Genomic DNA, 22,000 nt, shown 5'->3' with positions numbered 1-22,000 from the left:
GCTGCCGCGCGACGGCCGTCCGCCCGCTACGATGGCTGGGCCGGCGGCCGTTGCTGAATGGTATAAGCAGAGGTTTTAGGTGCCTCGGGGCATTGCCCATGTGGGTTCGACTCCCATCGGCCGCACACTCCCCAAGGGGGCCGCCCGTCCAGGCGGCCCCCTTTTCCTGTCCGCTCAGCCCAGCAGTTCCCGTACCGCCGGGACCAGGGCGCGGAAGGCCTTGCCTCGGTGGCTGATGGCGTTTTTCTCCTGCGGCGTCAGTTCCGCGCAGGTGCGGGTCTCGCCGTCCGGCTGGAGGATCGGGTCGTAGCCGAAGCCGTTCGTGCCCTCGGGTGCGAAGCGCAGGACGCCCGTCAGCCGGCCCTCGACGACGCGCTCGGTGCCGTCCGGCAGGGCGAGGGCTGCCGCGCAGGCGAAGTGGGCGGCCCGGTGTTCGTCGGCGATGTCGGAGAGCTGGGCCAGGAGCAGGTCCAGGTTGGCCCGGTCGTCGCCGTGGCGGCCGGACCAGCGGGCCGAGAAGATGCCGGGGGCGCCGTTCAACACGTCCACGCAGAGGCCGGAGTCGTCGGCGACGGCCGGGAAGCCGGTGGCCTGGGCGAGGGCGTGCGCCTTGAGCAGGGCGTTCTCGGCGAAGGTGACGCCGGTTTCCTTGACGTCGGGGATGTCGGGGTAGGCGTCCGCGCCGACGAGGTCGTGGGGCAGGCCTGCGTCGGCGAGGATCGACCTGAGTTCGGTGATCTTTCCGGCGTTGCGGGTGGCGAGGATCAGGCGGGTCATGCGCCCAGTATCCCCAGTGCCGCCGCCCGTCCCTTACGGCGTGCAGACCTTCGTGAGCTCGCCCGCCGCGTCGGTGACCGGGCTGAGGTCGGGGGTCTGGTCGCCGTTCTTGACGGCGGTGCGGACGTTGGCCACGGCTGTCCGGAGGTGGTCGACGGCCTTGTCGACGTCGGCGTTGTCGGACTTGTCGCCGATCTTGTCGAGGTCGTTCTCGATGGAGGTCAGCGAGGCCTGGGTCTGCGTCGGGTCGTTCGCGGCGTTCTGCACGGCTTGCTGGAGGTCGGTGACGCTGTCGGCGATGGAGTCGGCGGTCTGGACGCAGTCCAGGGCCTTGTCGACCGCGTCGCAGCCGGTCGCCGTCAGTGCCACGGTGAGGGCGACGGCCGCGGTGGCGGCGGCGATGAGGGTACGGCGACGCCGGTTCGGGCGTCGGCTCGCGGCCGTGGACATAGCGGGTTCCTCCCCTTGTCAGGCCCAGGAGGCCCCTGTCGGTGCACTGGCCAAGACGCGCCGAAGGGCGGGCCGGTTGCCCGTGCCCGCCCTCGTTCTTGGCGTCCCGTTTACTTTTCCAGGACCGCGTCGAGTGCCGTGCGCTGCAGGGCGGTGAGTTCTGCGCAGCCGGAAACGGCGAGGTCGAGAAGGGAGTTGAGTTCGTCGCGGGCGAACGGCTCGGCTTCGGCGGTGCCTTGGACCTCGACGAAGCGGCCGTCACCGGTGCAGACGACGTTCATGTCGGTCTCGGCGCGGACGTCCTCCTGGTAGCAGAGGTCCAGGAGGGGGATGCCGTCGACGATGCCGACGGAGACGGCGCTGACGGTGCCGGTGAGGGGCTGTCGGCCGGCCTTGACGAGTTTGCGGCCCTGGGCCCAGGAGACGGCGTCCGCCAGGGCGACGTATGCGCCGGTGATGGCGGCGGTGCGGGTGCCGCCGTCGGCCTGGAGGACGTCGCAGTCGAGGACGATGGTGTTCTCGCCGAGCGCCTTGTAGTCGATGACGGCGCGCAGGGAACGGCCGATGAGGCGGGAGATCTCGTGGGTGCGGCCGCCGATCTTGCCGCGGACGGACTCGCGGTCGCCGCGGGTGTTGGTGGCGCGGGGGAGCATGGAGTACTCCGCGGTGACCCAGCCCTCGCCGCTGCCCTTGCGCCAGCGGGGGACGCCTTCGGTGACGGAGGCGGTGCAGAAGACCTTGGTGTCGCCGAAGGAGACGAGGACGGAGCCTTCGGCGTGCTTGCTCCAGCCGCGTTCGATGGTGACGGGGCGGAGCTGTTGGGGGGTGCGGCCGTCGATTCGAGACATGGCGCTGAGCCTAGCCGTACCTGCGGAAGGGGCTCCTCCCGCGGTGGAGAGGAGCCCCTAGGGGTGAGCGCGGGGCTCACTCACATCATGTCTTCGATCTCCGCCGCGATGGGGTCGGCGTCGGTGCCGATGACGACCTGGATGGCGGTGCCCATCTTGACGACGCCGTGGGCGCCGGCGGCTTTCAGGGCGGCTTCGTCGACCAGCGACGGGTCGTTGACCTCGGTGCGCAGGCGGGTGATGCAGCCTTCGATCTCTTCGATGTTGTCGAGGCCGCCGAGTCCGGCGACGATCTTCTCAGCCTTGGTGGCCATGTTCCGTCTCCCTGAATTCCCTGATGCGCGCCGCAATTCTCTGCCGAACCGCTTTGTCGCAGTAACCCACAGTTGGCCCAACTTCGCGAGCGATTGCGCGGTGTGTGTCCGAGGATGACGTCACAGCAGCCCAATCGTCCGTAGCTGGTCTACACCACCTGACAGGCGGTCGCCAAACGATGAGTGCCGAGAGCGCCGGGGCCGAGGTCGGTCCCGCACGTCGACGGTGGCAGAGCGCGTTCCAGGGTCTGCAGAAGATGGGGCGCAGTCTGCAGCTCCCGATCGCCGTGCTGCCGGCGGCCGGCATCCTCAACCGCCTTGGTCAGCCTGATGTGTTCGGGGACGACGGGCTGGGCTGGACGAACGTCTCGCGGGTGATGGCGGGTGCGGGCGGGGCGCTGCTGGACGGTTCGCTGGGGTTGCCGATGCTGTTCTGCGTCGGTGTGGCGATCGGGATGGCGAAGAAGGCGGACGGTTCGACGGCGCTGGCGGCGGTCGCCGGGTTCCTTGTCTACTACAACGTGCTGCGGCAGTTCCCGGAGGACTGCGGGCCGGGTTCGAAGGTGATCCCGAACATCGGGTGTCAGGCGACGGACAGCACGGTGGGGGCTTTCACGTACCAGAATCCGGGGGTGTTCGGCGGGATCGTGATGGGTCTGCTGACGGCGTTCCTCTGGCAGCGGTATCACCGGACGAAGCTGGTGGACTGGCTCGGGTTCTTCAACGGGCGGCGGCTGGTGCCGATCATCATGGCGTTCGTGGCGATCGCGTTCGCGTCGCTGTGTCTGTGGGTGTGGCCGCCGATCGGTGACGGGCTGGAGAACTTCAGCGACTGGTTGAGCGGGCTGGGTTCGTGGGGTGCGGGCCTCTTCGGTCTCACGAACCGGGCGCTGCTGGTGATCGGGCTGCACCAGTTCCTGAACGTGCCCATCTGGTTCCAGTTCGGCACGTACACGAAGCCGGACGGGACGGAGGTGCACGGTGACATCAACATGTTTCTGGCGGGCGACCCGCATGCGGGTCAGTTCACCTCGGGGTTCTTCCCGATCATGATGTTCGCGCTTCCGGCGGCCGCGCTGGCGATCACGCACTGCGCGAGGCCGGGGCGGCGCAAGGAGGTCGGCGGGCTGATGCTGTCGGTGGCGCTCACGTCGTTCGTCACGGGCATCACGGAGCCGATCGAGTACTCGTTCCTCTTCGTGGCGCCGTTGCTGTACGCGGTGCACGCGCTGCTGACGGGTGCGTCGATGGCGGTGACGTGGGGGCTGGGGGTGCATGACGGCTTCAGTTTCTCGGCCGGGTTGATCGACTACGTCATCAACTGGAATCTGGCGACGCGGCCGTGGGCGATGATCCCGATCGGTCTGGGTTTCGCCGTGGTCTATTACGCGGTGTTCCGGTTCGCGATCACGCGGTTCGATCTGAAGACGCCGGGCCGGGAGCCGGAGGAGGAGCGGGAGGACGTCACGAAGGCGTAGCCCAGCGTAGTCCCAGGAACACAGGAATCGCGGGTTCCTTATGCCACCTTCATCGTGCTACAACATGGTCTACACCACTGAGTGGTGTAGACCATCACCGATGGAGGAAGTCTATGAGCACCGCCACCGCGCCCACGGCGGCCCCCGAGAAGAAGCGGGGATCCGGCCTGTTGCAGGGCCTGCAGAAGGTCGGCCGAAGCCTTCAGCTCCCGATCGCCGTGCTGCCGGCGGCGGGCCTGCTGCTGCGCTTCGGCCAGCAGGATGTGCACGACAAGCTGAACCTGCCCGACAAGGTGACGGCGGTGTTCGCCACGGCCGGTGGCGCCATTTTCGACAACCTTCCGATGCTCTTCTGCATCGGCGTCGCCATCGGCTTCGCCAAGAAGGCGGACGGCTCCACGGCCCTGGCGGCGCTGGTCGGCTTCCTGGTCTACAGCAACGTCCTGAAGGCGTTCCCGGTCACCGAGGCCAAGGTCCAGGCGGGTGCGGACATAGCCGCCACCTACAACAACCCGGGCGTCCTCGGCGGCATCCTGATGGGTCTGCTGAGCGCCGTGGTCTGGCAGCGGTACCACCGCAAGCGGCTGGTGGACTGGCTCGGCTTCTTCAACGGCCGCCGCCTGGTGCCGATCATCATGGCCTTCCTCGGCACGGCGATGGGCGTCTTCTTCGGTCTGGTCTGGGAGCCGATCGGCGAGGGCATATCGAACTTCGGCGAGTGGATCACCGGTCTCGGCGCCTTCGGCGCGGGTCTGTTCGGCCTGATCAACCGCGCGCTGATCCCGGTCGGCATGCACCAGTTCGTGAACTCCGTCGCCTGGTTCCAGATCGGTGACTTCAAGGACTCCGCCGGCGCCGTCGTGCACGGTGACCTGACCCGCTTCTTCGCCGGTGACGCGACCGCCGGTCAGTTCATGTCGGGCTTCTTCCCGATCATGATGTTCGGTCTCCCGGCCGCCGCGCTCGCCATCGCCCACACCGCTCGTCCCGAGCGCCGCAAGGCCGTCCTCGGCATGATGATCTCGCTCGCGCTGACGTCCTTCGTGACCGGTGTGACCGAGCCGATCGAGTTCTCGTTCATGTTCATCGCCCCGTTGCTGTACGCGATCCACGCGGTGCTCACCGCCCTGTCCATGGCGATCACCTGGGCGCTCGGCGTGCACGCGGGCTTCACCTTCTCCGCGGGCTTCATCGACTACGCGCTGAACTGGAACCTGGCCACCAAGCCCTGGCTGATCATTCCGATCGGTCTGGTCTTCGGGGCGATCTACTACGTGGTCTTCCGCTTCGCGATCACCAAGTGGAACCTCCCCACCCCGGGCCGCGAGCCCGAGGAGGAGGTCGACGACCTCACCAAGGCGTAGGCGCAGGCGTTCGCGCCCACCCACGTGAAAGGCCCCCGGAGTCGGCGAATTCCGGGGGCCTTTCGCGTGCCGTGCGCCTGAACCTCGTACGGCCTGTGGATCGGGTGCGCGGGATGCGGCTAGATCTCGTACGTGACCCTGGGTCTGGCCAGTTCCACCGGGCCGGCGAAGGCCGTCCGGGCGTCCGTCAGGTTGACCTCGGGGTCCGTCCACGGGGGGATGTGGGTCAGCACGAGCTTGCGTGCGCCCGCCCGGCTCGCCGCCTCGCCGGCCTCGCGGCCGTTGAGGTGCAGGTCGGGGATGTTCTCCTTGCCGTGGGTGAAGGCTGCCTCGCACAGGAACAGGTCGCTGTCGCGGGCGAGTTCCTCCAGGGCGGGGCTCACGCCTGTGTCTCCGGAGTAGGTCAGCGACCGGCCGCCGTGTTCGACGCGGATGCCGTAGGCCTCCACCGGGTGGGCCACGCGTTCGGTGTGCACGGTGAAGGGGCCGATGTCGAAGGTGGACGGCTTGACCGTGTGGAAGTCGAAGACCTCGCTCATCGAGGAGGCGGAGGGCGTGTCGGCGTAGGCCGTGGTGAGGCGGTGCTCCGTGCCCTCGGGACCGTAGACCGGGATCGGGTCGCAGCGCCCGCCGTCGTGCCGGTAGTAGCGCGCGACGAAGTACGCGCACATGTCGATGCAGTGGTCGGCGTGCAGATGGCTCAGGAAGATCGCGTCGAGGTCGTACAGACCGCAGTGGCGCTGCAGCTCGCCCAGGGCGCCGTTGCCCATGTCGAGAAGCAGCCGGAAGCCGTCGGCCTCGACGAGGTAGCTCGAGCAGGCCGATTCCGCGGACGGAAACGACCCCGAGCAGCCGACGACGGTGAGCTTCATAAAGCAGAATCCTCCGCTGGCGGGTGACCGAGATGTACCGGAAGGGATCCGTGGGGCGGACCGTGGAACGAATGATCGTCAAATGGGGCGACAGGGGTCGTGCGGTCCGTCGAGCGTAAGGCGCAAAACCTCGGGTCGCTCCTCCACCAGGGGCTGTTGTGGGCGAACTCACCTGTGGTGTCACCGGTTCGGCTGGACCCGGGGCTCGTGAGGTGTGGAGAGGGCGCGCAGCGGCAAGCGCGCGCCCGGTAACGTCGTCGTATGCACACGTCCTGGTGGCTCGCGCTCGCGGCCGTGGTACTGCTCGCGCTGGTCGCGGCGCTCGTGGACGGCTGGGGACGGGGGCGGCGACCGCGGCGCCCCGGGACCAGGCCGCCCGGTCGGCGCACGGGCCGCCCGACAGGCCGTTCGACGGATCGTCCGACGGGGCGGCCGGCTCGCGGTCGTGGCGCGCCCGGGCGGCCCCGGCCCGCGGAGATCTGGTGGGCGGACGTGCCGTTCGAGGACGGGCCCGGCGCGAAGGACCGGCCGTGTCTGGTGCTGGTGGTGCGCGGTGACCGGGTGACGGTCGTGAAGATCACCAGCAAGTACCACGACGAGCGGCCCGGGGTGATCCCCCTCCCGCCGGGCGCCGTCGGCGACGCGCGCGGCCGGCCGAGCTATCTGGAGACGGACGAGCTGCGCCAGGTGCGCCTGAGCGACTTCCGGCGCCGGGTGGGCATGGTGGACCGCGCCCTGTGGGACCAGGTCCGGCACCTGGCCACCTGAGACGCGCCGAGACGGACCCCGTCCCGACGGACGACCGACCGAGGCGGGGCCGACGACGACCGACCGAGGCGGGGCCGGCGGAGTGATCGGCCGAGGCGGGGCCGACGGAGTGATCGGCTGAGGCGGGGCCGACCCGCCTGAGACCAAGCCGAGACAGACCCGGCCCGGCCGAGACGGAACCGGCCCGGCCGAGGCGAGGCCCGGCCCGGCGTACGACTCACCAAGGCGGGGCGGACGGAGGGCCGGGCTGGACGGGCCCAGCCCGGCGCACGACTCACCGTGACGGAGCCGGCCCGGCGAGGGCCCGGCCGAAGCGGGCCCAGCCCTGCGAAGACCCGACCGAGACGAGGCCGGCACGGCGGACGACCACCGGCCGACGGGCGGGCCCAGCCGACGACCGACCGGCCGTGACCGAGCCGGCCCGGGAGACCCGGCCGAAGCGGGCCCAGCCCGCCGGAGGGCGGGGTGCAGGTTTTTCCCGGTGGAGGGCGGGGTGCGGGGCCTGCTCGGGGGATCGAGTCGCCCGGGCTGGTCGGCCCCCGCGCGCTGTCGGTCCCGCGCCCCTGCTCGCCTAGGCCCAGAGCTGGCCCTGCAGGGTTTCGATGGCCTCCTCGGTCGTGGTCGCGGTGTAGACGCCGGTCGACAGGTACTTCCAGCCGCCGTCCGCCACGACGAACACGATGTCGGCGCTCTCCCCCGCCTTGACGGCCTTGTTGCCGACGCCGATCGCGGCGTGCAGGGCCGCGCCCGTGGAGACGCCCGCGAAGATGCCCTCCTGCTGGAGGAGTTCGCGGGTGCGGGTGACGGCGTCCGCCGAGCCGACCGAGAAGCGGGTGGTGAGGACGGAGGCGTCGTACAGCTCGGGCACGAAGCCCTCGTCGAGGTTGCGCAGGCCGTAGACCAGGTCGTCGTAGCGCGGCTCGGCGGCGACGATCTTGACGTCGGGCTTGTGCTCGCGCAGGTAGCGGCCGACGCCCATCAGGGTGCCGGTGGTGCCGAGGCCGGCGACGAAGTGGGTGATCGACGGCAGATCGGCGAGGATCTCCGGGCCGGTGCCGGCGTAGTGGGCGCCGGCGTTGTCGGGGTTGCCGTACTGGTAGAGCATCACCCAGTCGGGATGCTCGGCGGCGAGTTCCTTGGCGACGCGCACGGCGGTGTTGGAGCCGCCCGCGGCCGGGGAGGGGATGATCTCGGCGCCCCACATGGCGAGCAGGTCCCGGCGTTCCTGGGAGGTGTTCTCCGGCATCACGCAGACCATGCGGTAGCCCTTGAGCTTCGCCGCCATGGCGAGGGAGATGCCGGTGTTGCCGCTCGTCGGCTCCAGGATGGTGCAGCCGGGGGTGAGGCGGCCGTCCTTCTCCGCCTGCTCGACCATGTGCAGGGCGGGCCGGTCCTTGATCGAGCCGGTGGGATTGCGGTCCTCCAGCTTCGCCCAGATGCGGACGTCGGAGGACGGCGAGAGCCGCGGCAGGCGCACCAGAGGGGTGTTGCCCACCGCGGCCAGCGGGGAGTCGTAGCGCATCGGGGTCGGCGGCCGATCAGGCCATGCCGCCGGCCACGGCCGGCAGGATCGTCACGGTGTCGCCGTCGGTCAGCTTGGTGTCGATGCCGTCGACGAAGCGGACGTCCTCGTCGTTGAGGTACACGTTCACGAAGCGGCGCAGCTTGCCGTCGTCCACGATGCGGGCGTGGATGCCCGCATGCCGGGTCTCGAGGTCGGTGAACAGGTCGGCGAGGGTCTCACCGCTGCCCTCCACCGCCTTCTGACCTTCGGTGTACTGGCGGAGGATGGTCGGGATGCGGACCTCGATGGCCATGGCTGTGGGCTCCTGTCGGATGGTGTGGGCAGCGCGGATACGTGCGTGTGAGGCGCCGCGGCTCACGGCCGTGCGGCGGCAGGGCCTGCGTCAACAGATGGCGCTGGCGAGCCTGCACAGGTCGACGTGCAGCCGCGCCACGAGCAGTGCGCCCGGCGTCTTCGTGCTCACGTCGTTCAGAACCATGGGCTCATCGTATCGATTCCCGGTCCGTCTTCCGGAATGTGATCCCACATGATGGACGTATTCCGGTCGGTGAGTGAGATGCCCCCGGCTGCCGACCGGTCGCGGCCCGGCGCGGCCCGGCCCGGCCGGCTCGGCCCGGATGCCGGCCCGCGTGCGGTGGTCGGGGCTCGCGGGCCTAGGCCGACGCACGGCGCACCAGGCGGGTCGGGACGATCGCCGTGGGCGGCTGCGCGGCGCTCTGCCGCATGAGCAGACGCGCCATCAGCCGGCCCATCTCGGGGACGTCCTGGTGGACGGTGGTCAGGGGCGGGTCGGTCGTCCCGGCGATGGAGACGAGATCGTCGAAGCCGACGACGGCGACGTCGTCCGGCACACTGCGGCCGTGCTCGCGCAGGACCCGCAGCGCGCCGGACGCCATCAGGTCGGAGGCGACGAAGACGGCGTCCAGGTCGGGGCGGCGGGCCAGCAGCGCGGTCATGGCGCCGGCTCCGCCCTCCCGGGTGTAGTCGGCCCGCTCGACGAGGTCGGCCGGGGCGTCGGGCAGGACGTCCCGGTAGCCGGCGAGCCGGTCGGCCGCGGAGTTCTCCTGGTCGTGGGGCCCGGTGACGGTCGCGATCCGGCGGCGTCCGAGGGAGACGAGGTGCCGGACGGCCTGGCGGGCTCCGCCTCGGTTGTCGCCGTCGACGTAGGCGTGGCCGCGGACGGTGTCGCCGTCGCGCAGGAGGGGGCGGCCGCCGAAGACGGCGGGCAGGCCGAGGCGGCCGGTCATCTCGTGCAGCCGGTCGCCCGGGCGCAGGGAGAACAGGATCGCGCCGTCGACATGGCCGCCGCCGAGGTAGTCGGCCACGCGCGGGTAGTCGTCGGGCTCGTCCACGAAGAGCAGGACGGCCTGGGCGCCGTGGAGGGCGAGTTCGCGGCGGATGCCGCGCAGCAGGAGGTCGAAGAAGGGGTCGAGGAAGGGCCGGTTCTCGGGCTGGGCGGCGACCACGGCGACGGCGCCGGTGCGGTGGGTGACCAGTTGCCGGGCGGCCTGGTTGGGGACGTATCCCAGCTCGGAGACGACACGGCGGACCCGGTCGACGACCTCCGCCCGGACCCGGGCCTCCCCGTTGATCACCCGCGAGACGGTGGACTTGGAGACTCCCGACCGCCGGGCGACGTCGTCGAGCGTGGGGCGTCGTGCGGGCGAGCTCGGGATCAACACCGTCTCCGTGGGGGCGAGTTGTGGGTGCGCTTCCGGAGACGGTAACCGGTCGGGGGGTGGGTCAGACGACTGGTTTTCCCGTCAGTTCGATGCCCGCCGCGCGCATGTCCTCCAGGGCCCGGACGGTGGTGCCCTCGGCGACGCCCGCGGTGAGGTCCAGCAGGACCTGGGTGCGGAAGCCTTCGCGGGCCGCGTCCAGGGCGGTGGCGCGTACGCAGTGGTCGGTGGCGATGCCGACGACGTCCACCTCGTCGATCTGGCGGGACCGCAGCCAGTCGCCGAGCGTGACGCCGTTCTCGTCGGCGCCCTCGAAGCCGCTGTAGGCGGCCGCGTAGTCGCCCTTGCTGAAGACGGCGTCGACGGCGCCGGAGGCGACGGCCGGGGCGAAGTTGGGGTGGAAGCCGACGCCTTCCGTGCCGGCGACGCAGTGCGCGGGCCAGGAGTGGACGTAGTCGGGGTTGTCGGCGAAGTGGCCGCCGGGCGCGATGTGGTGGTCGCGGGTGGCGACGACGTGCCGGTATCCGGCGGGGGCCTGCCCGATCAGTTCGGTGATCGCGGCGGCCACGTCGGCGCCGCCGGTCACCGCGAGGCTGCCTCCCTCGCAGAAGTCGTTCTGCACGTCAACGACGATCAAGGCGCGGCGCATGGGCGGTGTCCTTCGATGGCGGTCCCCCGGCTCTGTCGGTCGCGGGGGAGGTGAAGTAATCGAGCCTAGAGACTTTGCCGGTCGGGCGGGAGGGGGCGGCGCCCGGCGGTCGCCGGGCATACGCCCTAGCTACCCGACCCGTCGTGGACATACTCCGTGGGAATGACGGGTTCGCCCCGTGAGAGCTGGGTCGCCGACAGGGGCAGGCCGGCGCGGGCGGCGGCGTGCCGGTCGCGGGCGACGTCCAGGGCCTCGCGGGCGACGACGGCGCCGCCCTTGACGAGCTCGACGAGCAGCAGCCCGTCGGTCAGTCCGGCGGGCACCGCGCCGGTGCCGACGACCTCGGCCTCGGCGGCGCCGTACGCGTCCAGCCGGCGTGCCGCCCACTTGCGGCCGCCGACGGAGGTCTTGCCGCCGGTGGACTTCTTCGCCACCGGCACGAGGGGCGCCTCGGGGTCGTCGGACTCGGCGCGGGCGACCAGTTTGTAGACCATGGAGGCCGTCGGGTGTCCGGAGCCGGTGACCAGCTGGGTGCCGACGCCGTAGGCGTCCACGGGGGCGGCGGCCAGGGAGGCGATGGCGTATTCGTCGAGGTCGGAGGTGACGATGATGCGGGTGTCGGTCGCGCCGAGCTCGTCGAGCTGCTGGCGGACCCGGTGGGCGACGAGGAGGAGGTCGCCGGAGTCGATGCGGACGGCGCCGAGCTCGGGGCCGGCGACCTCCACGGCGAGCCGGACGGCCTCGGTGACGTCGTAGGTGTCCACCAGGAGGGTGGTGCCCCGGCCGAGGGATTCGACCTGGGCGCGGAAGGCGTCCCGCTCATTGTCGTGCAGGAGGGTGAAGGCGTGGGCGCTGGTGCCCACGGTGGGGATGCCGTAGCGGAAGCCGGCGGCCAGGTCGGAGGTGGTGGTGAAGCCTCCGACGTAGGCGGCGCGGGCGGCGGCGACCGCGGCGAGTTCGTGGGTGCGGCGGGCGCCCATCTCGATCAGGGGGCGCTCGCCCGCGGCGGAGGACATCCGGGATGCGGCGGCGGCGATGGCGGAGTCGTGGTTGAGGATGGAGAGGATCACGGTCTCCAGCAGGACGCACTCGGCGAAGGAGCCCTCGACGCGCAGGATCGGCGAGCCGGGGAAGTAGACCTCGCCCTCGGGGTAGCCCCAGATGTCACCCGAGAAGCGGTACCGGGCGAGCCAGGCCAGGGTCTCCTCGTCGACGATGTCGCGCTCGCGCAGGAAGCGCAGGACGTTCGCGTCGAAGCGGAAGTTCTCCACCGCGTCCAGGACCCGCCCGGTGCCCGCGACGACGCCGTAGCGCCGGCCGTCCGGGAGCCGCCGGGTGAAGACCTCGAACACGCTGCGCCGTTCGGCGGTGCCCGCCTTCAACGCGGCCTGCAGCATCGTCAGCTCGTACTGGTCCGTGAAGAGCGCCGTCGACGGAACTTCCACCGGCAGCCCAAGGTCCGCTACGTCCACTTGCCTCACCCTGTCCGTGACTCTCCGTTACCCCGGGCGCGGCCAGGGGTCCGGGGGCCGTCCCCCGGTGCGTGCAGCATGGCAAGGGATGCTACTCCCTTTTCGTCGGTGTGACGATTTCCATGGCGCGTGGCAGCATGGACGGTGTGACGTCACCCGCTCCCCTTGAGATCGAACGCACCGAGTCGGCGGAGGAGGTCTTCGCCGTACCCGAGCCGGACGTCCCCTGGGTCACGATCGTCCACAACGATCCGGTCAACCTCATGAGCTACGTGACGTACGTCTTCCAGACGTACTTCGGGTACTCCAAGGACAAGGCCACCAAGCTCATGATGGACGTCCACCACAAGGGCCGGGCGGTCGTCTCCAGCGGCTCCCGCGAGGAGATGGAACGCGACGTGCAGGCCATGCACGGCTACGGCCTGTGGGCCACCCTCCAGCAGGACCGGAAGTAGCCTGCCCTCCTATGCCTGGACACTTCGAACCGCTCCCCGGCGGCGGCGCGGCCGTCGCGCTCGACGACGTCGAGATCTCCATCATCCGGTCGCTGGCCGTGCAGCTCCTGGAGCTGATCGGCCCCGGCCCCGCCGAGGACGCCTCCGACGATCCGCTCGCCGAGCTCTTCGCCGAGGGACCGAGCGAGCCGCCCTCCGACCCGGTGCTCAGAAGGCTCTTCCCGGACGCCTACACCGCCCCGGAGGGCGCTTCGGGCGCCAAGGGCGCGGACGAGCAGAAGGCGCACTCCGCCGAGTTCCGCCGCTACACCGAGAACGACCTGCGGGCCGGCAAGCGCGACAACGCCCTCACGGTGGTCCGCTCGCTGGACGCGCTGGCCGCGGAGGCGGCCGACGCGGGCGGGGCGGTGCTGAAACTGTCGCCGCAGGAGTCACAGGCCTGGCTGCGGGCGCTGAACGACCTGCGGCTCGCGATCGGCTCCCGGTTGGAGATCACCGACGAGGACGACACCGATCTTCTCTACCGGTTGCCGGACGAGGACCCGCGTAAGCCGATGGTGATGGCGTATCTGTGGCTGGGCGGGCTTCAGGAGACCCTCGTCGCGACCCTTATGCCGTAGTTCGTCCGCCTTCTTGTTCGCTCAGAGGACGCTCAAATCCGGATAACGATCGCATTACCGCGGCGGCCGGGAGTGTCCTCTTTGTGTCTCGTTCATCCACTTCTTCTTGTGTCGTGCGCCACACGGCCGCCGGTTGATCAGTATGGCGGGCGTGATAAATCTTCACGACCGCCCGGCGAACACCACCCGTATGTTCGGCCGGGTGCGCCACCGAGCCGGTTGATCGCCGGCCAGGCATCGCTCCATCAATCCGGGGGGATCGAAACCCGATCCGCGGCCGACGAGAGGCCCGGTTCGGCATGGAGAAAGGCGCACCACACATGACCTCTGAGAAGGTCACCGACACCGCTGTCACCGACACTCCCGAAGAGGGATACGAACGCGGACTCGGCAGCCGCCAGGTCCAGATGATCGCGATCGGCGGCGCCATCGGCGTCGGGCTGTTCCTGGGCGCCGGGGCGAACATCGCCAAGGCCGGCCCCAGTCTCATCCTGATGTACGCCCTCGCCGGCGGGATCATCTTCTTCATCATGCGGGCGCTGGGCGAGCTGCTGCTCTACCGCCCGGTCTCGGGCTCCTTCGCGGAGTACTCGCGGGAGTTCCTCGGGCCGTTCTTCGGCTACTTCACCGGCTGGACGTACTGGCTGATGTGGGTCGTCACCGGCATGGCCGAACTGACGGCCGCCGCGATCTACGTCAACTACTGGTTCCCGGCCGTCCCGCGGTGGGTCACCGCCCTGGTCTTCCTGGTGATCCTCTTCGGGGTCAACCTGATCTCCGTGAAGCTCTTCGGCGAGCTGGAGTTCTGGTTCTCGATGGTCAAGGTCACCGCCCTGATCGGCATGATCGTGATCGGCCTGGGCGTGCTCACCTTCGGCTTCAGCAGCGCCGGCGACACGGCCGCGGTCTCCAACCTCTGGGCCTTCGACGGCTTCTTCCCCAAGGGCGTCGGCTCGTCCCTGATGACCCTGCAGGGCGTCATGTTCGCCTACCTCGCCGTCGAGCTCGTCGGTGTCACGGCGGGCGAGTCCGAGAACCCCGAGAAGACCCTGCCCAAGGCGATCAACACGCTGCCCTGGCGGATCGCGCTGTTCTACGTCGGCGCGCTGACCGTCATCCTGTGCGTGGTGAAGTGGACCGAGTTCGCACCGGGCGTCTCGCCCTTCGTCGAGGCGTTCGCGAAGATCGGCATCCCGGCCGGCGCCGGCATCGTCAACTTCGTCGTGCTGACCGCGGCCCTGTCCTCCTGCAACTCGGGCATGTACTCCACCGGCCGCATGCTGCGGAACCTGGCCGACAGCGGCGAGGCGCCCGCGGCCTTCCGGAAGCTGTCGTCGACGAAGACGCCCGCCCTCGGCATCACGGTCTCCGTGCTGTTCATGGGCATCGGCGTGGTCCTGAACTACGTCGTCCCGGAGAAGGCGTTCGGCTACGTCACCTCGGTGGCCACCGCGGCCGGCATCTGGACCTGGCTGATGATCCTGATCAGCCACATCCTGTACCGCCGCGCGGTCGTCGCGGGCCGGCTGCCCGCGTCCAGCTTCCCGGCACCGGGCGGCTCCGCGTTCAGCTGGGTGGCCATCGTGTTCCTGCTCTTCGTCACCGGCCTGATCGCCTACGACGCCGACTCGCGCGTGTGTCTGTACGTGATGGCGGGCTGGGCCGCCGCCCTCGGCGTCGGCTGGGCGGTCCTCAAGCGCCGCAACCCGCAGATCGCCGACCGGCGCGAGCCGGAGCTCGAGAAGGTCGGCTGACCGTTCGCCGGCCACCCCCGGGGCGTCCGGCCGCAGGGAGCACTCGTGGCGCCCCCTCCGGCGGCCGCTCAGGACGTCCGCCACGCGGGCCGTTCCGTACCGTCCACCGGTGCGGGGCGGCCCGCCGCTCGCTGGCCGTCCCGCCGACGGAACGCCGCCGCGCGGCGCCACGCCGGTTGCTTATCCTGGCGACCATGCTGACCATCACCCGGGCCCTGCACGACCAGATCGTCGCCCACGCCCGCAAGGACCACCCCGACGAGGCCTGCGGAGTCGTCGCGGGCCCGGCGGGCACGGACCGCCCCGAGCGCTTCCTCCCGATGCTGAACGCGGCCATGTCCCCCACGTTCTACGAGTTCGACTCGGGCGACCTGCTCAAGCTCTACCGCGAGATGGACGACCGCGACGAGGAGCCGGTGATCGTCTACCACTCCCACACGGCGACGGAGGCGTACCCGTCCCGCACGGACATCTCGTACGCGAACGAGCCCGGCGCGCACTACGTCCTGGTCTCCACCGCCGACACCGACGGCCTCGGCGAGTTCCAGTTCCGCTCGTTCCGCATCCTGGACGGCGAGGTCACCGAGGAGGACGTGCGCGTCGTCGAGGCGTACTGAGCGGCCCTACGCGGCCGCGCTCCTCAGCAGGGCCCTGATGGGCCGCCACAGCTCCGGGCCGGCCGTGACGCCCGCCGGGACGCCGTTGTCGGGCGGGGTGCGCCATATCAGGCCGTCGGGATGGTGCAGGACCGCGGTGATCTCGTCCGGGGTCGGCGGGGCCGCGTTGCCGCGCAGGTAGACGGCGCGCAGGCCCAGGTTGCGCAGCCTGGTCAGGGCGCGCGCCCGGTTCTGGGCGTGGACGAGGACGCGGACGTCCGCGGCGGGGCCCGGGAGGCCCTCTCGGGCGGCGGGGCGGGGCAGGTTCAGCGCCACCACCACCATGCCGTCGGGCAGCTTGCAGAAGCCTCCTGCGGCCATGCGGTCACACCCCCGTGCGCGTCGGTGTCGAGGTCGGTGTCAATAAGTAGGGCACAGGAGGCACCTAAACACGATCGGCGGCAACCCGCCAGGGGTTGCCGCCGATACGCGTCTGACCTGCTAAAACGTCGGCTACTTCGCCGAGGGGCCGACCTTCACCTTGATCGTGGAGCCGCTCTTCGGCTCGCTGACGATCTTGATCGAGGTGTTGGTGTCAGTGATCTTCACGCCCGACAGCGGGGTCGAGGCGTCGTAGTACGTCGACTTGCCGTCGTCGAAGACCGGGACGCCCGGACGGGACTTGATCTTGACCGCGACGTCCGCCTTGTGCAGCGTGATCGCGTCCGTCCGGTACGTGCTGAAGGTCGAGTCGAAGCTCTGCAGACGGGCGTTCATCGCGGTGCCGTCGGCCCACTTCAGCGGGGTCGGGTGCGAGTCGACCGGAAGGATCTGGCCCTCGCCCGGGTGCGCGCTGGTGTTGTTGTCCGCCTGGGAGGTGTCCCACTTCCAGATCAACAGGCCGTTCTGGTACGCGTAGTGCTCGACCCAGTCGGGGCGCGTCGTCGTGAAACCGAAGTTGTACGGGCCGACCTGGAGGGTCTTGTCGTACGACACGTACTGGCGGTTCTCGGCGATGTAGTACTGCGCGTAGTCGTCGCTGACGGATCCGCCGATGCGGGAGAACCCGGTCGCCTTCCAGGCCGGGTCTGCGCTCTCCGCGTTGTCGGAGAAGAGCGCGGCGCCGTCGGCCGTCACCTTGATCTCGTCGGCCGTGAAGCCCTTCTGGGCCACGCCGCCGTCGGTGGCGTAACGGAAGCGCAGGCTGATCTTCTTGCCGGCGTAGGCGTCCAGCGGGAACGTCAGCTTCTGGTACGAGGCGACCGTGCCGGTCAGCGCGGGCTTGCCGCTGCCGTCACGCGGGATCGCGGTGCCGTCGGCCAGCGTGCCGTCGACGGGCGTGTAGTTGGCGCCGCCGTCCGTGGAGACCTCGACGTACCCGTAGTCGTAGTCCTTCTCGGTGTCCCACCAGGCGTCCATCGTGAGGGCGGCGGAGGACTTGCCGGTCAGGTCGACGTCGCGGGTGAGCGTGTTGCGCAGGTCGTTGCCGCTGCCGCTCCACCACTGCGTGGCGCCCTCGGCCGGGGCGACCACCTCGGTGGTGACCTTCTTCTCCGGCAACTGGACCACGAGGGCCTGGGCGTTCTTGGTGTTGTACTCCGCGACGCCCAGCGTGTGGCTGGACTTGCGGCCCGCCGCGGCGACGTCGTAGTCCAGCCAGCCCAGCTGGAGCTTGTCCCAGGCGTTCATGTCGCCGGGCAGGTCGCCGATGGCCTTCCTGCCGGTGCCGAGCCAGGAACCGGAGGACATCAGCGTCCAGAAGCCGGTGGAGTTCTCGCCGCCGCCGGAGGTGTCGTACTCGTCCGGCAGGCCGAGGTCGTGGCCGTACTCGTGCGCGTAGACGCCGAGTCCGCCGTTCTCCGGCTGGATGGTGTAGTCGCCGACCCAGATGCCCGTGTCGCCGACCTGGGTGCCGCCGAGCTTGTTGGTGTCCGGGCCGGTGGAGCCGGCGTCGGTGCCGAAGGCGTACCAGCGGTGGGCCCAGATGGCGTCCTCGCCCTGCGCGCCGCCGCCCGCGGACTCGTCCTCGCCGGCGTGCACGATCTGGAAGTGGTCGATGTAGCCGTCGGGCTCGTTGAAGTTGCCGTCGCCGTCGTAGTCGTAGCGGTCCCACTGGTCGAACTGGGCCAGCTCCGTCTTGATCTGGGCGGCGGTGGCGCCCGCGGCCTTGCGCTGGGCGACCCAGGCGTTGACGCCGTCCTGGACCGCGTACCAGGCGCCGGTGGAGGCCTTGTTGGAGCCGTAACGGGCCTCGTTGTAGGGGACCTTGACCCAGTCGGTGACCTCGCCCTGAACCGAGTAGCGGCCCGAGGACTGCTTCTCGTAGTACTTCTTCAGCGACTCGGTGTTCTTGCCGGCGCCGAAGTACAGGTCCTGGAAGTGCTTCTGGTTGTAGTCCGCCTGCCAGGCCGTGGAGTTGTCCTTGGCCCGGTCCGGCGCGGCTATCCGGTTGTGCAGCGGGCCGGCCGTGCCGCCGTAGCGGGAGTCGACCTGGTCGCCGAACTCGACCAGGATCGTGAAGATCTTGTCGGTCTTCTCGCGTCCCAGCTCGACGTACTTGCTGTCGCCCTTGCGGCTCTTGAGCTGGACGACCTTGGACCCGTTACGGTCCTTGACCGACGCCTTGCCGGATATGACCTGCTTGAGCGCCTCCTCGCGCTGGGCGTCCTGCGTCTTGCTCATCGGCCCGTCGAAGTCGTGCTCCTTGGCCTTGGCCGGCTGCGGGTCGCGCCGGTCCACCGCCGGGGCCTTGGCCGCGCCGTTCTCGGCGGCCTGCGCCACGGCGAACGTGGTGTACGTCGCCGAGGCCGCGGCCAGGGCGACGACGGTCGCGACCGTCCGATACGTCCAGGATCTACTGCTCACTTGATGTCCTCCCACGCACGCGCCCGTGCGCGCGGAAAGGGGGGATCCCTGTCAAGGAAGGTCCGCGCGCTGTTATACGCGTGTAGTCAAGTGACGCCATTTGACTACTGGTTTGCGAGAAAAGACAGACCTTGACTTGGACAAGTCAAATGCATTATCGGGAGCCGGTGTTCGTATTGCGGACATATGACGGCAACATGACGGACCATGAAGGACGGCGGCGGGCGCGCGGGACCGTCCACCTGATGGACGCCATGACTCCGTGCGCCCCCTGTGCACCGGCACCGTGGGTTAGGTCACGCTTACCGCTCGTCCCACTCGGGCATGCAGGCGAAGAGAAGTCGAGACCGCCCCCGCTTCCGAGGACACGATTGCCATGCCTCGTCCGACTGTTGCACAGCTCACGTACGGTTCCTGCACCGTCATCTTCTCGACGCTCGCCATGCTGCTGCTGTCACAGACGAGTTCGGGCCCCGGGATCGCCGTCATCGTCGTCGCCGCGGTCGCGCTCGGCGTGCTCGTCGCCATGACGGTGCCGACGTCGAAGCCGTCGAGGATCGTTGTGGCCCGTTCCGCCGCGAGCACTGCCGCGAGCCGGCCCCGGTCCGTCCCCGTCGCCGTCCCTGTCACCGTTCCCGCGCACACGCCCCTGCAGGCGCCCGTGCCGGCTTCGGTCGCCTCGGCGTCCGAACCCGTCAGGGAGCACACCGCTCCCTGACCGACGAGACACCGAAAGCCTGCGTGCCGACGGCCCGCACGCCCCCTCGGGGGTGTGCGGGCCGTCGGCGTGTCCGCCCACTCACGGCACGCGCCGGAGCGGACGGTCCGGGGACCCCGGGTGCGGGCGGCCCCGGACCGTGGCCCCCGGCTCAGGCGCGCTCGAGGTGGACCGCCACCGTCTCGGCCGCGGTGACCGGCTGTGCGTAGTCCGGGTCCGTCGCCGTGGCCCGCGCCTCCACCTCGACGTCTCCGCGCTGGAAGGGGGTGTCCCCGGTGGGCACGGCCGTCGCGTTCCAGGCCATGGGCGCGCCCGGCCTACAGGACACCGACGCGGTGAAGGAGCCGCGGATGAGCTTCTGCCTCTTCACCTGGGTGACGTTGCCGGACACGTCCACCCTCACCGGCTTGCTGCAGCTCACCGTCCCGTGCAGGGCGGCCTTGCCGTTCAGGGTGGACGCGGTGCCGTCCAGTGCCACCGCGAGGCCGAGGCCGAGCTCGGCCGGCGGGGCCGGGTTGTCGATGTGGACCTCACCGCGCGCCGCGGCCGCGCCTCCCTCGCAGTGCTGCTCGAAGGTGGCGTCCAGCTTCTTCACGTAGCCCTGCGGGCCGAACTCCACGTCGAGGACGGTGAATCGGCCGGTGAGCGTGTTGCAGCCACGCCCGTTGCCGCTGAGGTCCAGCCCCGGTTCGGTCGGCGTGTTGAACGGGTGGCGGGTGGCGCCGGTGTAGGTGCCCGGCGCGAGGACCTCGCCGGAGGGCGCCGCGAGGTCCAGCGACCACCAGTCGCCGTTCGCTCCGTCCGCCTGGAGGTGGACCGCGTTGTCGGCGCCGTCGGCGGAGATGCTCATACGGTCCTGGGACGCGGTCGTGTAGGCGTAGGACCTCCCGCCGCTGATGTAGTCCCCCTCGTCGCCCCCGAAGCTGAAGGATCCTTGAGTGACGGGCACGGCGTGCGCCTCGGCGCCGGACAGCAGGCCGGTCGTGCCGGTGGCCATGCCCAGGGCCAGTACGAGGACGGCCGCGGTGCGGGCCACGGCGCGTTCGGGCGTGCTGAGTGACATTGACGTCCCCCTGAGAGATGGAGTGACCCGTTGCCGACGCCACTGACTCGGCACGCCGGCGGGGCGAGTCTGCCAACCAGGGGGATGCACATCAACTGTGTTTCGAGTGACGGTAGTTGAGGTTTCGGCCAACCCGGCGGCGCAGGGGGACGGGCGCCGTCGTCGGCGGTACGTCAGCCGGTGCTGACCACCACCGTCTTGGCCGCCTTGTCGTGCAGGCCCTGCTTGTACGGCTTGTCGAAGTAGCTCCAGCCGCCGCAGATCGCCGTCCACAGACAGGCGCAGCAGAACGCGAACGGCACCCACAGCACCAGCGCGCGGATCAGCGACGTCTGCACGGAGGGCGTCGCACCGTTGTCGAGGTCGGCCACGCGCATGCCGAGCCACTTCTTGCCCAGCGTCCGGCCCGATCTGGCGGTCAGGACCGTGTCGTACGCGACGTACAGGATCACGGCGAGGAGCTCCCGGCCGAAGGTCTTGCCGAACTCGATCTTGTCCGCGTTCATGGTGTACTGCGCGACCCCGAAGGCCCACGCCAGCAGCGTCACGACGATGAAGACGATGACCATGTCGATGATCCGGGCGAGCGTGCGCCTGCCGCTCTCGGCGAGCGGGGGCATCCCGGCGAGCGGGTCGGTGGGACGGCCGCCGTACGGGTCACCACCGTAGGGATCACCGCCGTACGGGCCTCCGCCGTACGGGCCTCCGCCGGGGGGCGGGGGCTGCCCGGCGCCTCCGCCGTACGGCCCCTGCGGACCCTGCGGACCCTGCGGGGCATCGTACGGCGAGCCCTGCGGGGGCTGCTGCGGCGGCCGTTTCCTGAACGGGTCGTCCTCCGGCGGCTCGCCGCCGCCGGAGCCGGGGGGCGGTTCGGTGGTCATGCCCCCGAGTCGACCCCGAACCCCCGCGCTCCGCATCCGGCGAGCGGCCGTACGGGGTACCCGGCACAGGCGGGAGGGCGCGCGGGCGGGAGGGCGCGCAAAGCGCGGTCCCGGGGCGGGGGCCCGGGAGGGCCGAGGCGGATCGAGCGGGGCCGGGTGTGCGGTCAGCCCGCGACGAACGTGTGCGCCGCCTTGTCGTGCCAGCACTGGCGCCACGGCTTGTCGAACAGGCCCCAGACGACGCCCACGACGCCGACGGCGAGCAGACCGGGAACGCTGTAGACGAGCCAGCGTCGCAAGGCCGCCCCGAAGGTCGGGGGCTCGCCGCCCTCGATGTCCCGCACGTCGAGACCGAGCAGCTTCTTGCCCAGCGTGCGGCCCCACCTGGCGGTCGGCAGGGCCTCGTACACGATCCCGAACACCAGCAGGACGGCGAGGACGATCCCCAGGTACACCGATGTCGTGCCGTCGAGCAGCCAGACGGTCACGGTCTCCCCGGTCAGCTTGGCCGCGTCGATCTTCTGGTGGACGTGGTCGAGTGCCCGCACACCGAGCGGTACCGCGGCCGCGCCGGTGACGGCCGCGAGGACCAGCGTGTCGACGAGACGGGCGACCAGCCGCTTGCCGAGGCCCGCCGGACGGGCCGAGGCCTGACGCCGGGCCGCCGCCTGGAAGATGTCGTCCACCGGCGGCTTCCAGGGCGCGACGGGCCCGTCCTCGGCCCCCGCGAGCCGGTGCACCTGCTGCGCCCAGGAGGGCTGCCCGCCACCGGGGCCTGCGGGGGCGACCGGGGTGGCCGGGGCGACGGGAGCGAGGGGTGCGGCGGGCTGCCGGGGGACGCCCGCGGCACCC

24 protein-coding genes and 1 tRNA gene are annotated in these 22,000 nt (G+C 70.5%); 9 read left to right on the top strand and 16 right to left on the bottom strand.

Translation table 11 applies throughout. The annotated features are described in order from the left end of the window. Positions 1 to 43 precede the first annotated feature (43 nt). Positions 44 to 125 (top strand) — tRNA-Leu (locus BG482_RS15455). Between the two features lie 49 nt (positions 126 to 174). Here BG482_RS15455 and rdgB read toward each other — a convergent pair. The 4 genes from rdgB to BG482_RS15435 all read right to left on the bottom strand — a co-directional run bounded on the left by rdgB (position 175) and on the right by BG482_RS15435 (position 2,389). Next, positions 175 to 777 carry an RdgB/HAM1 family non-canonical purine NTP pyrophosphatase gene (rdgB, locus tag BG482_RS15450; protein WP_069769600.1) on the bottom strand — a complete coding sequence of 201 codons (603 nt, stop codon included), beginning with the start codon at positions 775 to 777 and terminating at the stop codon, positions 175 to 177. 33 nt (positions 778 to 810) lie between these two features. Then, entirely contained in the window at positions 811 to 1,227 is a 417-nt protein-coding gene (locus BG482_RS15445) for a hypothetical protein (protein ID WP_069769599.1), read from the bottom strand. A 110-nt stretch (positions 1,228 to 1,337) separates the two neighbouring features. Then, positions 1,338 to 2,075, bottom strand: coding sequence for a ribonuclease PH (rph, locus tag BG482_RS15440; protein WP_069769598.1), 738 nt, complete (start codon positions 2,073 to 2,075; stop codon positions 1,338 to 1,340). A gap of 80 nt (positions 2,076 to 2,155) precedes the next feature. Then, positions 2,156 to 2,389, bottom strand: coding sequence for a glucose PTS transporter subunit EIIB (locus BG482_RS15435; RefSeq protein WP_009298733.1), 234 nt, complete (start codon positions 2,387 to 2,389; stop codon positions 2,156 to 2,158). 179 nt (positions 2,390 to 2,568) lie between these two features. On the opposite strand from BG482_RS15435, the gene BG482_RS15430 reads away from it, so the two are divergent. Both BG482_RS15430 and BG482_RS15425 read left to right on the top strand, forming a co-directional pair. After that, entirely contained in the window at positions 2,569 to 3,867 is a 1,299-nt protein-coding gene (locus BG482_RS15430; RefSeq protein ID WP_069769597.1) for a PTS transporter subunit EIIC, read from the top strand. Positions 3,868 to 3,980: 113 nt separating this feature from the next. Next, a complete protein-coding gene (locus tag BG482_RS15425) occupies positions 3,981 to 5,231 on the top strand; it encodes a PTS transporter subunit EIIC (RefSeq protein ID WP_069769596.1) in 1,251 nt (416 codons plus the stop codon). Between the two features lie 119 nt (positions 5,232 to 5,350). Here the strand turns inward: BG482_RS15425 and BG482_RS15420 are convergent, their stop codons facing one another. Then, positions 5,351 to 6,103 carry an MBL fold metallo-hydrolase gene (locus BG482_RS15420; protein ID WP_069769595.1) on the bottom strand — a complete coding sequence of 251 codons (753 nt, stop codon included), beginning with the start codon at positions 6,101 to 6,103 and terminating at the stop codon, positions 5,351 to 5,353. Positions 6,104 to 6,364: 261 nt separating this feature from the next. Between BG482_RS15420 and BG482_RS15415 the strand changes: the two genes are divergently transcribed. After that, the gene (locus BG482_RS15415) at positions 6,365 to 6,871 is read left to right on the top strand and encodes a type II toxin-antitoxin system PemK/MazF family toxin (protein WP_069769594.1); all 507 of its coding nucleotides are present in this window, start codon (positions 6,365 to 6,367) and stop codon (positions 6,869 to 6,871) included. Between the two features lie 571 nt (positions 6,872 to 7,442). Here the strand turns inward: BG482_RS15415 and BG482_RS15410 are convergent. From BG482_RS15410 to BG482_RS15390, 6 genes are all read right to left on the bottom strand, one after another. Next, entirely contained in the window at positions 7,443 to 8,393 is a 951-nt protein-coding gene (locus BG482_RS15410) for a PLP-dependent cysteine synthase family protein (RefSeq protein ID WP_069769593.1), read from the bottom strand. Positions 8,394 to 8,409: 16 nt separating this feature from the next. Then, positions 8,410 to 8,688, bottom strand: a complete 279-nt coding sequence (locus tag BG482_RS15405) for a MoaD/ThiS family protein (RefSeq protein WP_069769592.1) — start codon at positions 8,686 to 8,688, stop codon at positions 8,410 to 8,412. Positions 8,689 to 8,778: 90 nt separating this feature from the next. Then, positions 8,779 to 8,874 (bottom strand): putative leader peptide, encoded by a 96-nt coding sequence (locus BG482_RS46170; RefSeq protein WP_319301368.1) that lies wholly within the window; start codon positions 8,872 to 8,874, stop codon positions 8,779 to 8,781. Positions 8,875 to 9,049: 175 nt separating this feature from the next. Next, a complete protein-coding gene (locus BG482_RS15400) occupies positions 9,050 to 10,075 on the bottom strand; it encodes a LacI family DNA-binding transcriptional regulator (RefSeq protein WP_069769591.1) in 1,026 nt (341 codons plus the stop codon). A gap of 64 nt (positions 10,076 to 10,139) precedes the next feature. Beyond that, entirely contained in the window at positions 10,140 to 10,724 is a 585-nt protein-coding gene (locus BG482_RS15395; protein WP_069769590.1) for a nicotinamidase, read from the bottom strand. Positions 10,725 to 10,849: 125 nt separating this feature from the next. Beyond that, positions 10,850 to 12,196, bottom strand: a complete 1,347-nt coding sequence (locus BG482_RS15390) for a nicotinate phosphoribosyltransferase (protein WP_069769589.1) — start codon at positions 12,194 to 12,196, stop codon at positions 10,850 to 10,852. Between the two features lie 137 nt (positions 12,197 to 12,333). Here BG482_RS15390 and clpS point away from each other — a divergent pair, with 137 nt between their 5' ends. The 4 genes from clpS to BG482_RS15370 all read left to right on the top strand — a co-directional run bounded on the left by clpS (position 12,334) and on the right by BG482_RS15370 (position 15,642). Then, positions 12,334 to 12,651, top strand: a complete 318-nt coding sequence (gene clpS / locus BG482_RS15385; protein WP_069769588.1) for an ATP-dependent Clp protease adapter ClpS — start codon at positions 12,334 to 12,336, stop codon at positions 12,649 to 12,651. Positions 12,652 to 12,662: 11 nt separating this feature from the next. Continuing rightward, positions 12,663 to 13,271 carry a DUF2017 domain-containing protein gene (locus BG482_RS15380; protein ID WP_069769587.1) on the top strand — a complete coding sequence of 203 codons (609 nt, stop codon included), beginning with the start codon at positions 12,663 to 12,665 and terminating at the stop codon, positions 13,269 to 13,271. A 320-nt stretch (positions 13,272 to 13,591) separates the two neighbouring features. Continuing rightward, on the top strand, positions 13,592 to 15,025 hold the full coding sequence (locus tag BG482_RS15375) for an amino acid permease (protein ID WP_069769586.1): 1,434 nt from the start codon (positions 13,592 to 13,594) through the stop codon (positions 15,023 to 15,025). A gap of 194 nt (positions 15,026 to 15,219) precedes the next feature. Further along, on the top strand, positions 15,220 to 15,642 hold the full coding sequence (locus BG482_RS15370; protein ID WP_069769690.1) for a Mov34/MPN/PAD-1 family protein: 423 nt from the start codon (positions 15,220 to 15,222) through the stop codon (positions 15,640 to 15,642). 6 nt (positions 15,643 to 15,648) lie between these two features. On the opposite strand, the gene BG482_RS15365 is transcribed toward BG482_RS15370, so the two are convergent. Both BG482_RS15365 and BG482_RS15360 read right to left on the bottom strand, forming a co-directional pair. After that, on the bottom strand, positions 15,649 to 16,002 hold the full coding sequence (locus BG482_RS15365; RefSeq protein WP_069769585.1) for a hypothetical protein: 354 nt from the start codon (positions 16,000 to 16,002) through the stop codon (positions 15,649 to 15,651). Positions 16,003 to 16,134: 132 nt separating this feature from the next. Next, positions 16,135 to 18,486 (bottom strand): immune inhibitor A domain-containing protein, encoded by a 2,352-nt coding sequence (locus BG482_RS15360; protein WP_069769584.1) that lies wholly within the window; start codon positions 18,484 to 18,486, stop codon positions 16,135 to 16,137. A 376-nt stretch (positions 18,487 to 18,862) separates the two neighbouring features. On the opposite strand from BG482_RS15360, the gene BG482_RS15355 reads away from it, so the two are divergent. Continuing rightward, positions 18,863 to 19,204 (top strand): hypothetical protein, encoded by a 342-nt coding sequence (locus BG482_RS15355; protein ID WP_069769583.1) that lies wholly within the window; start codon positions 18,863 to 18,865, stop codon positions 19,202 to 19,204. 151 nt (positions 19,205 to 19,355) lie between these two features. On the opposite strand, the gene BG482_RS15350 is transcribed toward BG482_RS15355, so the two are convergent. The 3 genes from BG482_RS15350 to BG482_RS15340 form a co-directional block, all read right to left on the bottom strand. Continuing rightward, entirely contained in the window at positions 19,356 to 20,267 is a 912-nt protein-coding gene (locus BG482_RS15350; protein ID WP_069769582.1) for a hypothetical protein, read from the bottom strand. A gap of 173 nt (positions 20,268 to 20,440) precedes the next feature. Then, the gene (locus BG482_RS15345; RefSeq protein WP_069769581.1) at positions 20,441 to 21,148 is read right to left on the bottom strand and encodes an RDD family protein; all 708 of its coding nucleotides are present in this window, start codon (positions 21,146 to 21,148) and stop codon (positions 20,441 to 20,443) included. Positions 21,149 to 21,312: 164 nt separating this feature from the next. Then, positions 21,313 to 22,000 (bottom strand): RDD family protein (locus tag BG482_RS15340; RefSeq protein ID WP_256096380.1); only part of this gene is annotated, 688 nt, incomplete at its 5' end.

It is taken from the genome of Streptomyces sp. LUP30 (assembly GCF_001746365.1).
Classification (GTDB): Bacteria; Actinomycetota; Actinomycetes; order Streptomycetales; family Streptomycetaceae; genus Streptomyces.
Note: the sequence above shows the minus strand (reverse complement) of the source record. Positions and strands in the feature narration are given on the sequence as shown.

Bases quoted from the DNA above. Each gene is read 5' to 3' on its own strand.
- rdgB (WP_069769600.1), bottom strand. From the start codon at position 777: ATGACCCGCCTGATCCTCGCCACCCGCAACGCCGGAAAGATCACCGAA.
- BG482_RS15445 (WP_069769599.1), bottom strand. From the start codon at position 1,227: ATGTCCACGGCCGCGAGCCGACGCCCGAACCGGCGTCGCCGTACCCTC.
- rph (WP_069769598.1), bottom strand. From the start codon at position 2,075: ATGTCTCGAATCGACGGCCGCACCCCCCAACAGCTCCGCCCCGTCACC.
- BG482_RS15435 (WP_009298733.1), bottom strand. From the start codon at position 2,389: ATGGCCACCAAGGCTGAGAAGATCGTCGCCGGACTCGGCGGCCTCGAC.
- BG482_RS15430 (WP_069769597.1), top strand. From the start codon at position 2,569: ATGAGTGCCGAGAGCGCCGGGGCCGAGGTCGGTCCCGCACGTCGACGG.
- BG482_RS15425 (WP_069769596.1), top strand. From the start codon at position 3,981: ATGAGCACCGCCACCGCGCCCACGGCGGCCCCCGAGAAGAAGCGGGGA.
- BG482_RS15420 (WP_069769595.1), bottom strand. From the start codon at position 6,103: ATGAAGCTCACCGTCGTCGGCTGCTCGGGGTCGTTTCCGTCCGCGGAA.
- BG482_RS15415 (WP_069769594.1), top strand. From the start codon at position 6,365: ATGCACACGTCCTGGTGGCTCGCGCTCGCGGCCGTGGTACTGCTCGCG.
- BG482_RS15410 (WP_069769593.1), bottom strand. From the start codon at position 8,393: ATGCGCTACGACTCCCCGCTGGCCGCGGTGGGCAACACCCCTCTGGTG.
- BG482_RS15405 (WP_069769592.1), bottom strand. From the start codon at position 8,688: ATGGCCATCGAGGTCCGCATCCCGACCATCCTCCGCCAGTACACCGAA.
- BG482_RS46170 (WP_319301368.1), bottom strand. From the start codon at position 8,874: ATGGTTCTGAACGACGTGAGCACGAAGACGCCGGGCGCACTGCTCGTG.
- BG482_RS15395 (WP_069769590.1), bottom strand. From the start codon at position 10,724: ATGCGCCGCGCCTTGATCGTCGTTGACGTGCAGAACGACTTCTGCGAG.
- clpS (WP_069769588.1), top strand. From the start codon at position 12,334: ATGGACGGTGTGACGTCACCCGCTCCCCTTGAGATCGAACGCACCGAG.
- BG482_RS15380 (WP_069769587.1), top strand. From the start codon at position 12,663: ATGCCTGGACACTTCGAACCGCTCCCCGGCGGCGGCGCGGCCGTCGCG.
- BG482_RS15375 (WP_069769586.1), top strand. From the start codon at position 13,592: ATGACCTCTGAGAAGGTCACCGACACCGCTGTCACCGACACTCCCGAA.
- BG482_RS15370 (WP_069769690.1), top strand. From the start codon at position 15,220: ATGCTGACCATCACCCGGGCCCTGCACGACCAGATCGTCGCCCACGCC.
- BG482_RS15365 (WP_069769585.1), bottom strand. From the start codon at position 16,002: ATGGCCGCAGGAGGCTTCTGCAAGCTGCCCGACGGCATGGTGGTGGTG.
- BG482_RS15355 (WP_069769583.1), top strand. From the start codon at position 18,863: ATGCCTCGTCCGACTGTTGCACAGCTCACGTACGGTTCCTGCACCGTC.
- BG482_RS15350 (WP_069769582.1), bottom strand. From the start codon at position 20,267: ATGTCACTCAGCACGCCCGAACGCGCCGTGGCCCGCACCGCGGCCGTC.
- BG482_RS15345 (WP_069769581.1), bottom strand. From the start codon at position 21,148: ATGACCACCGAACCGCCCCCCGGCTCCGGCGGCGGCGAGCCGCCGGAG.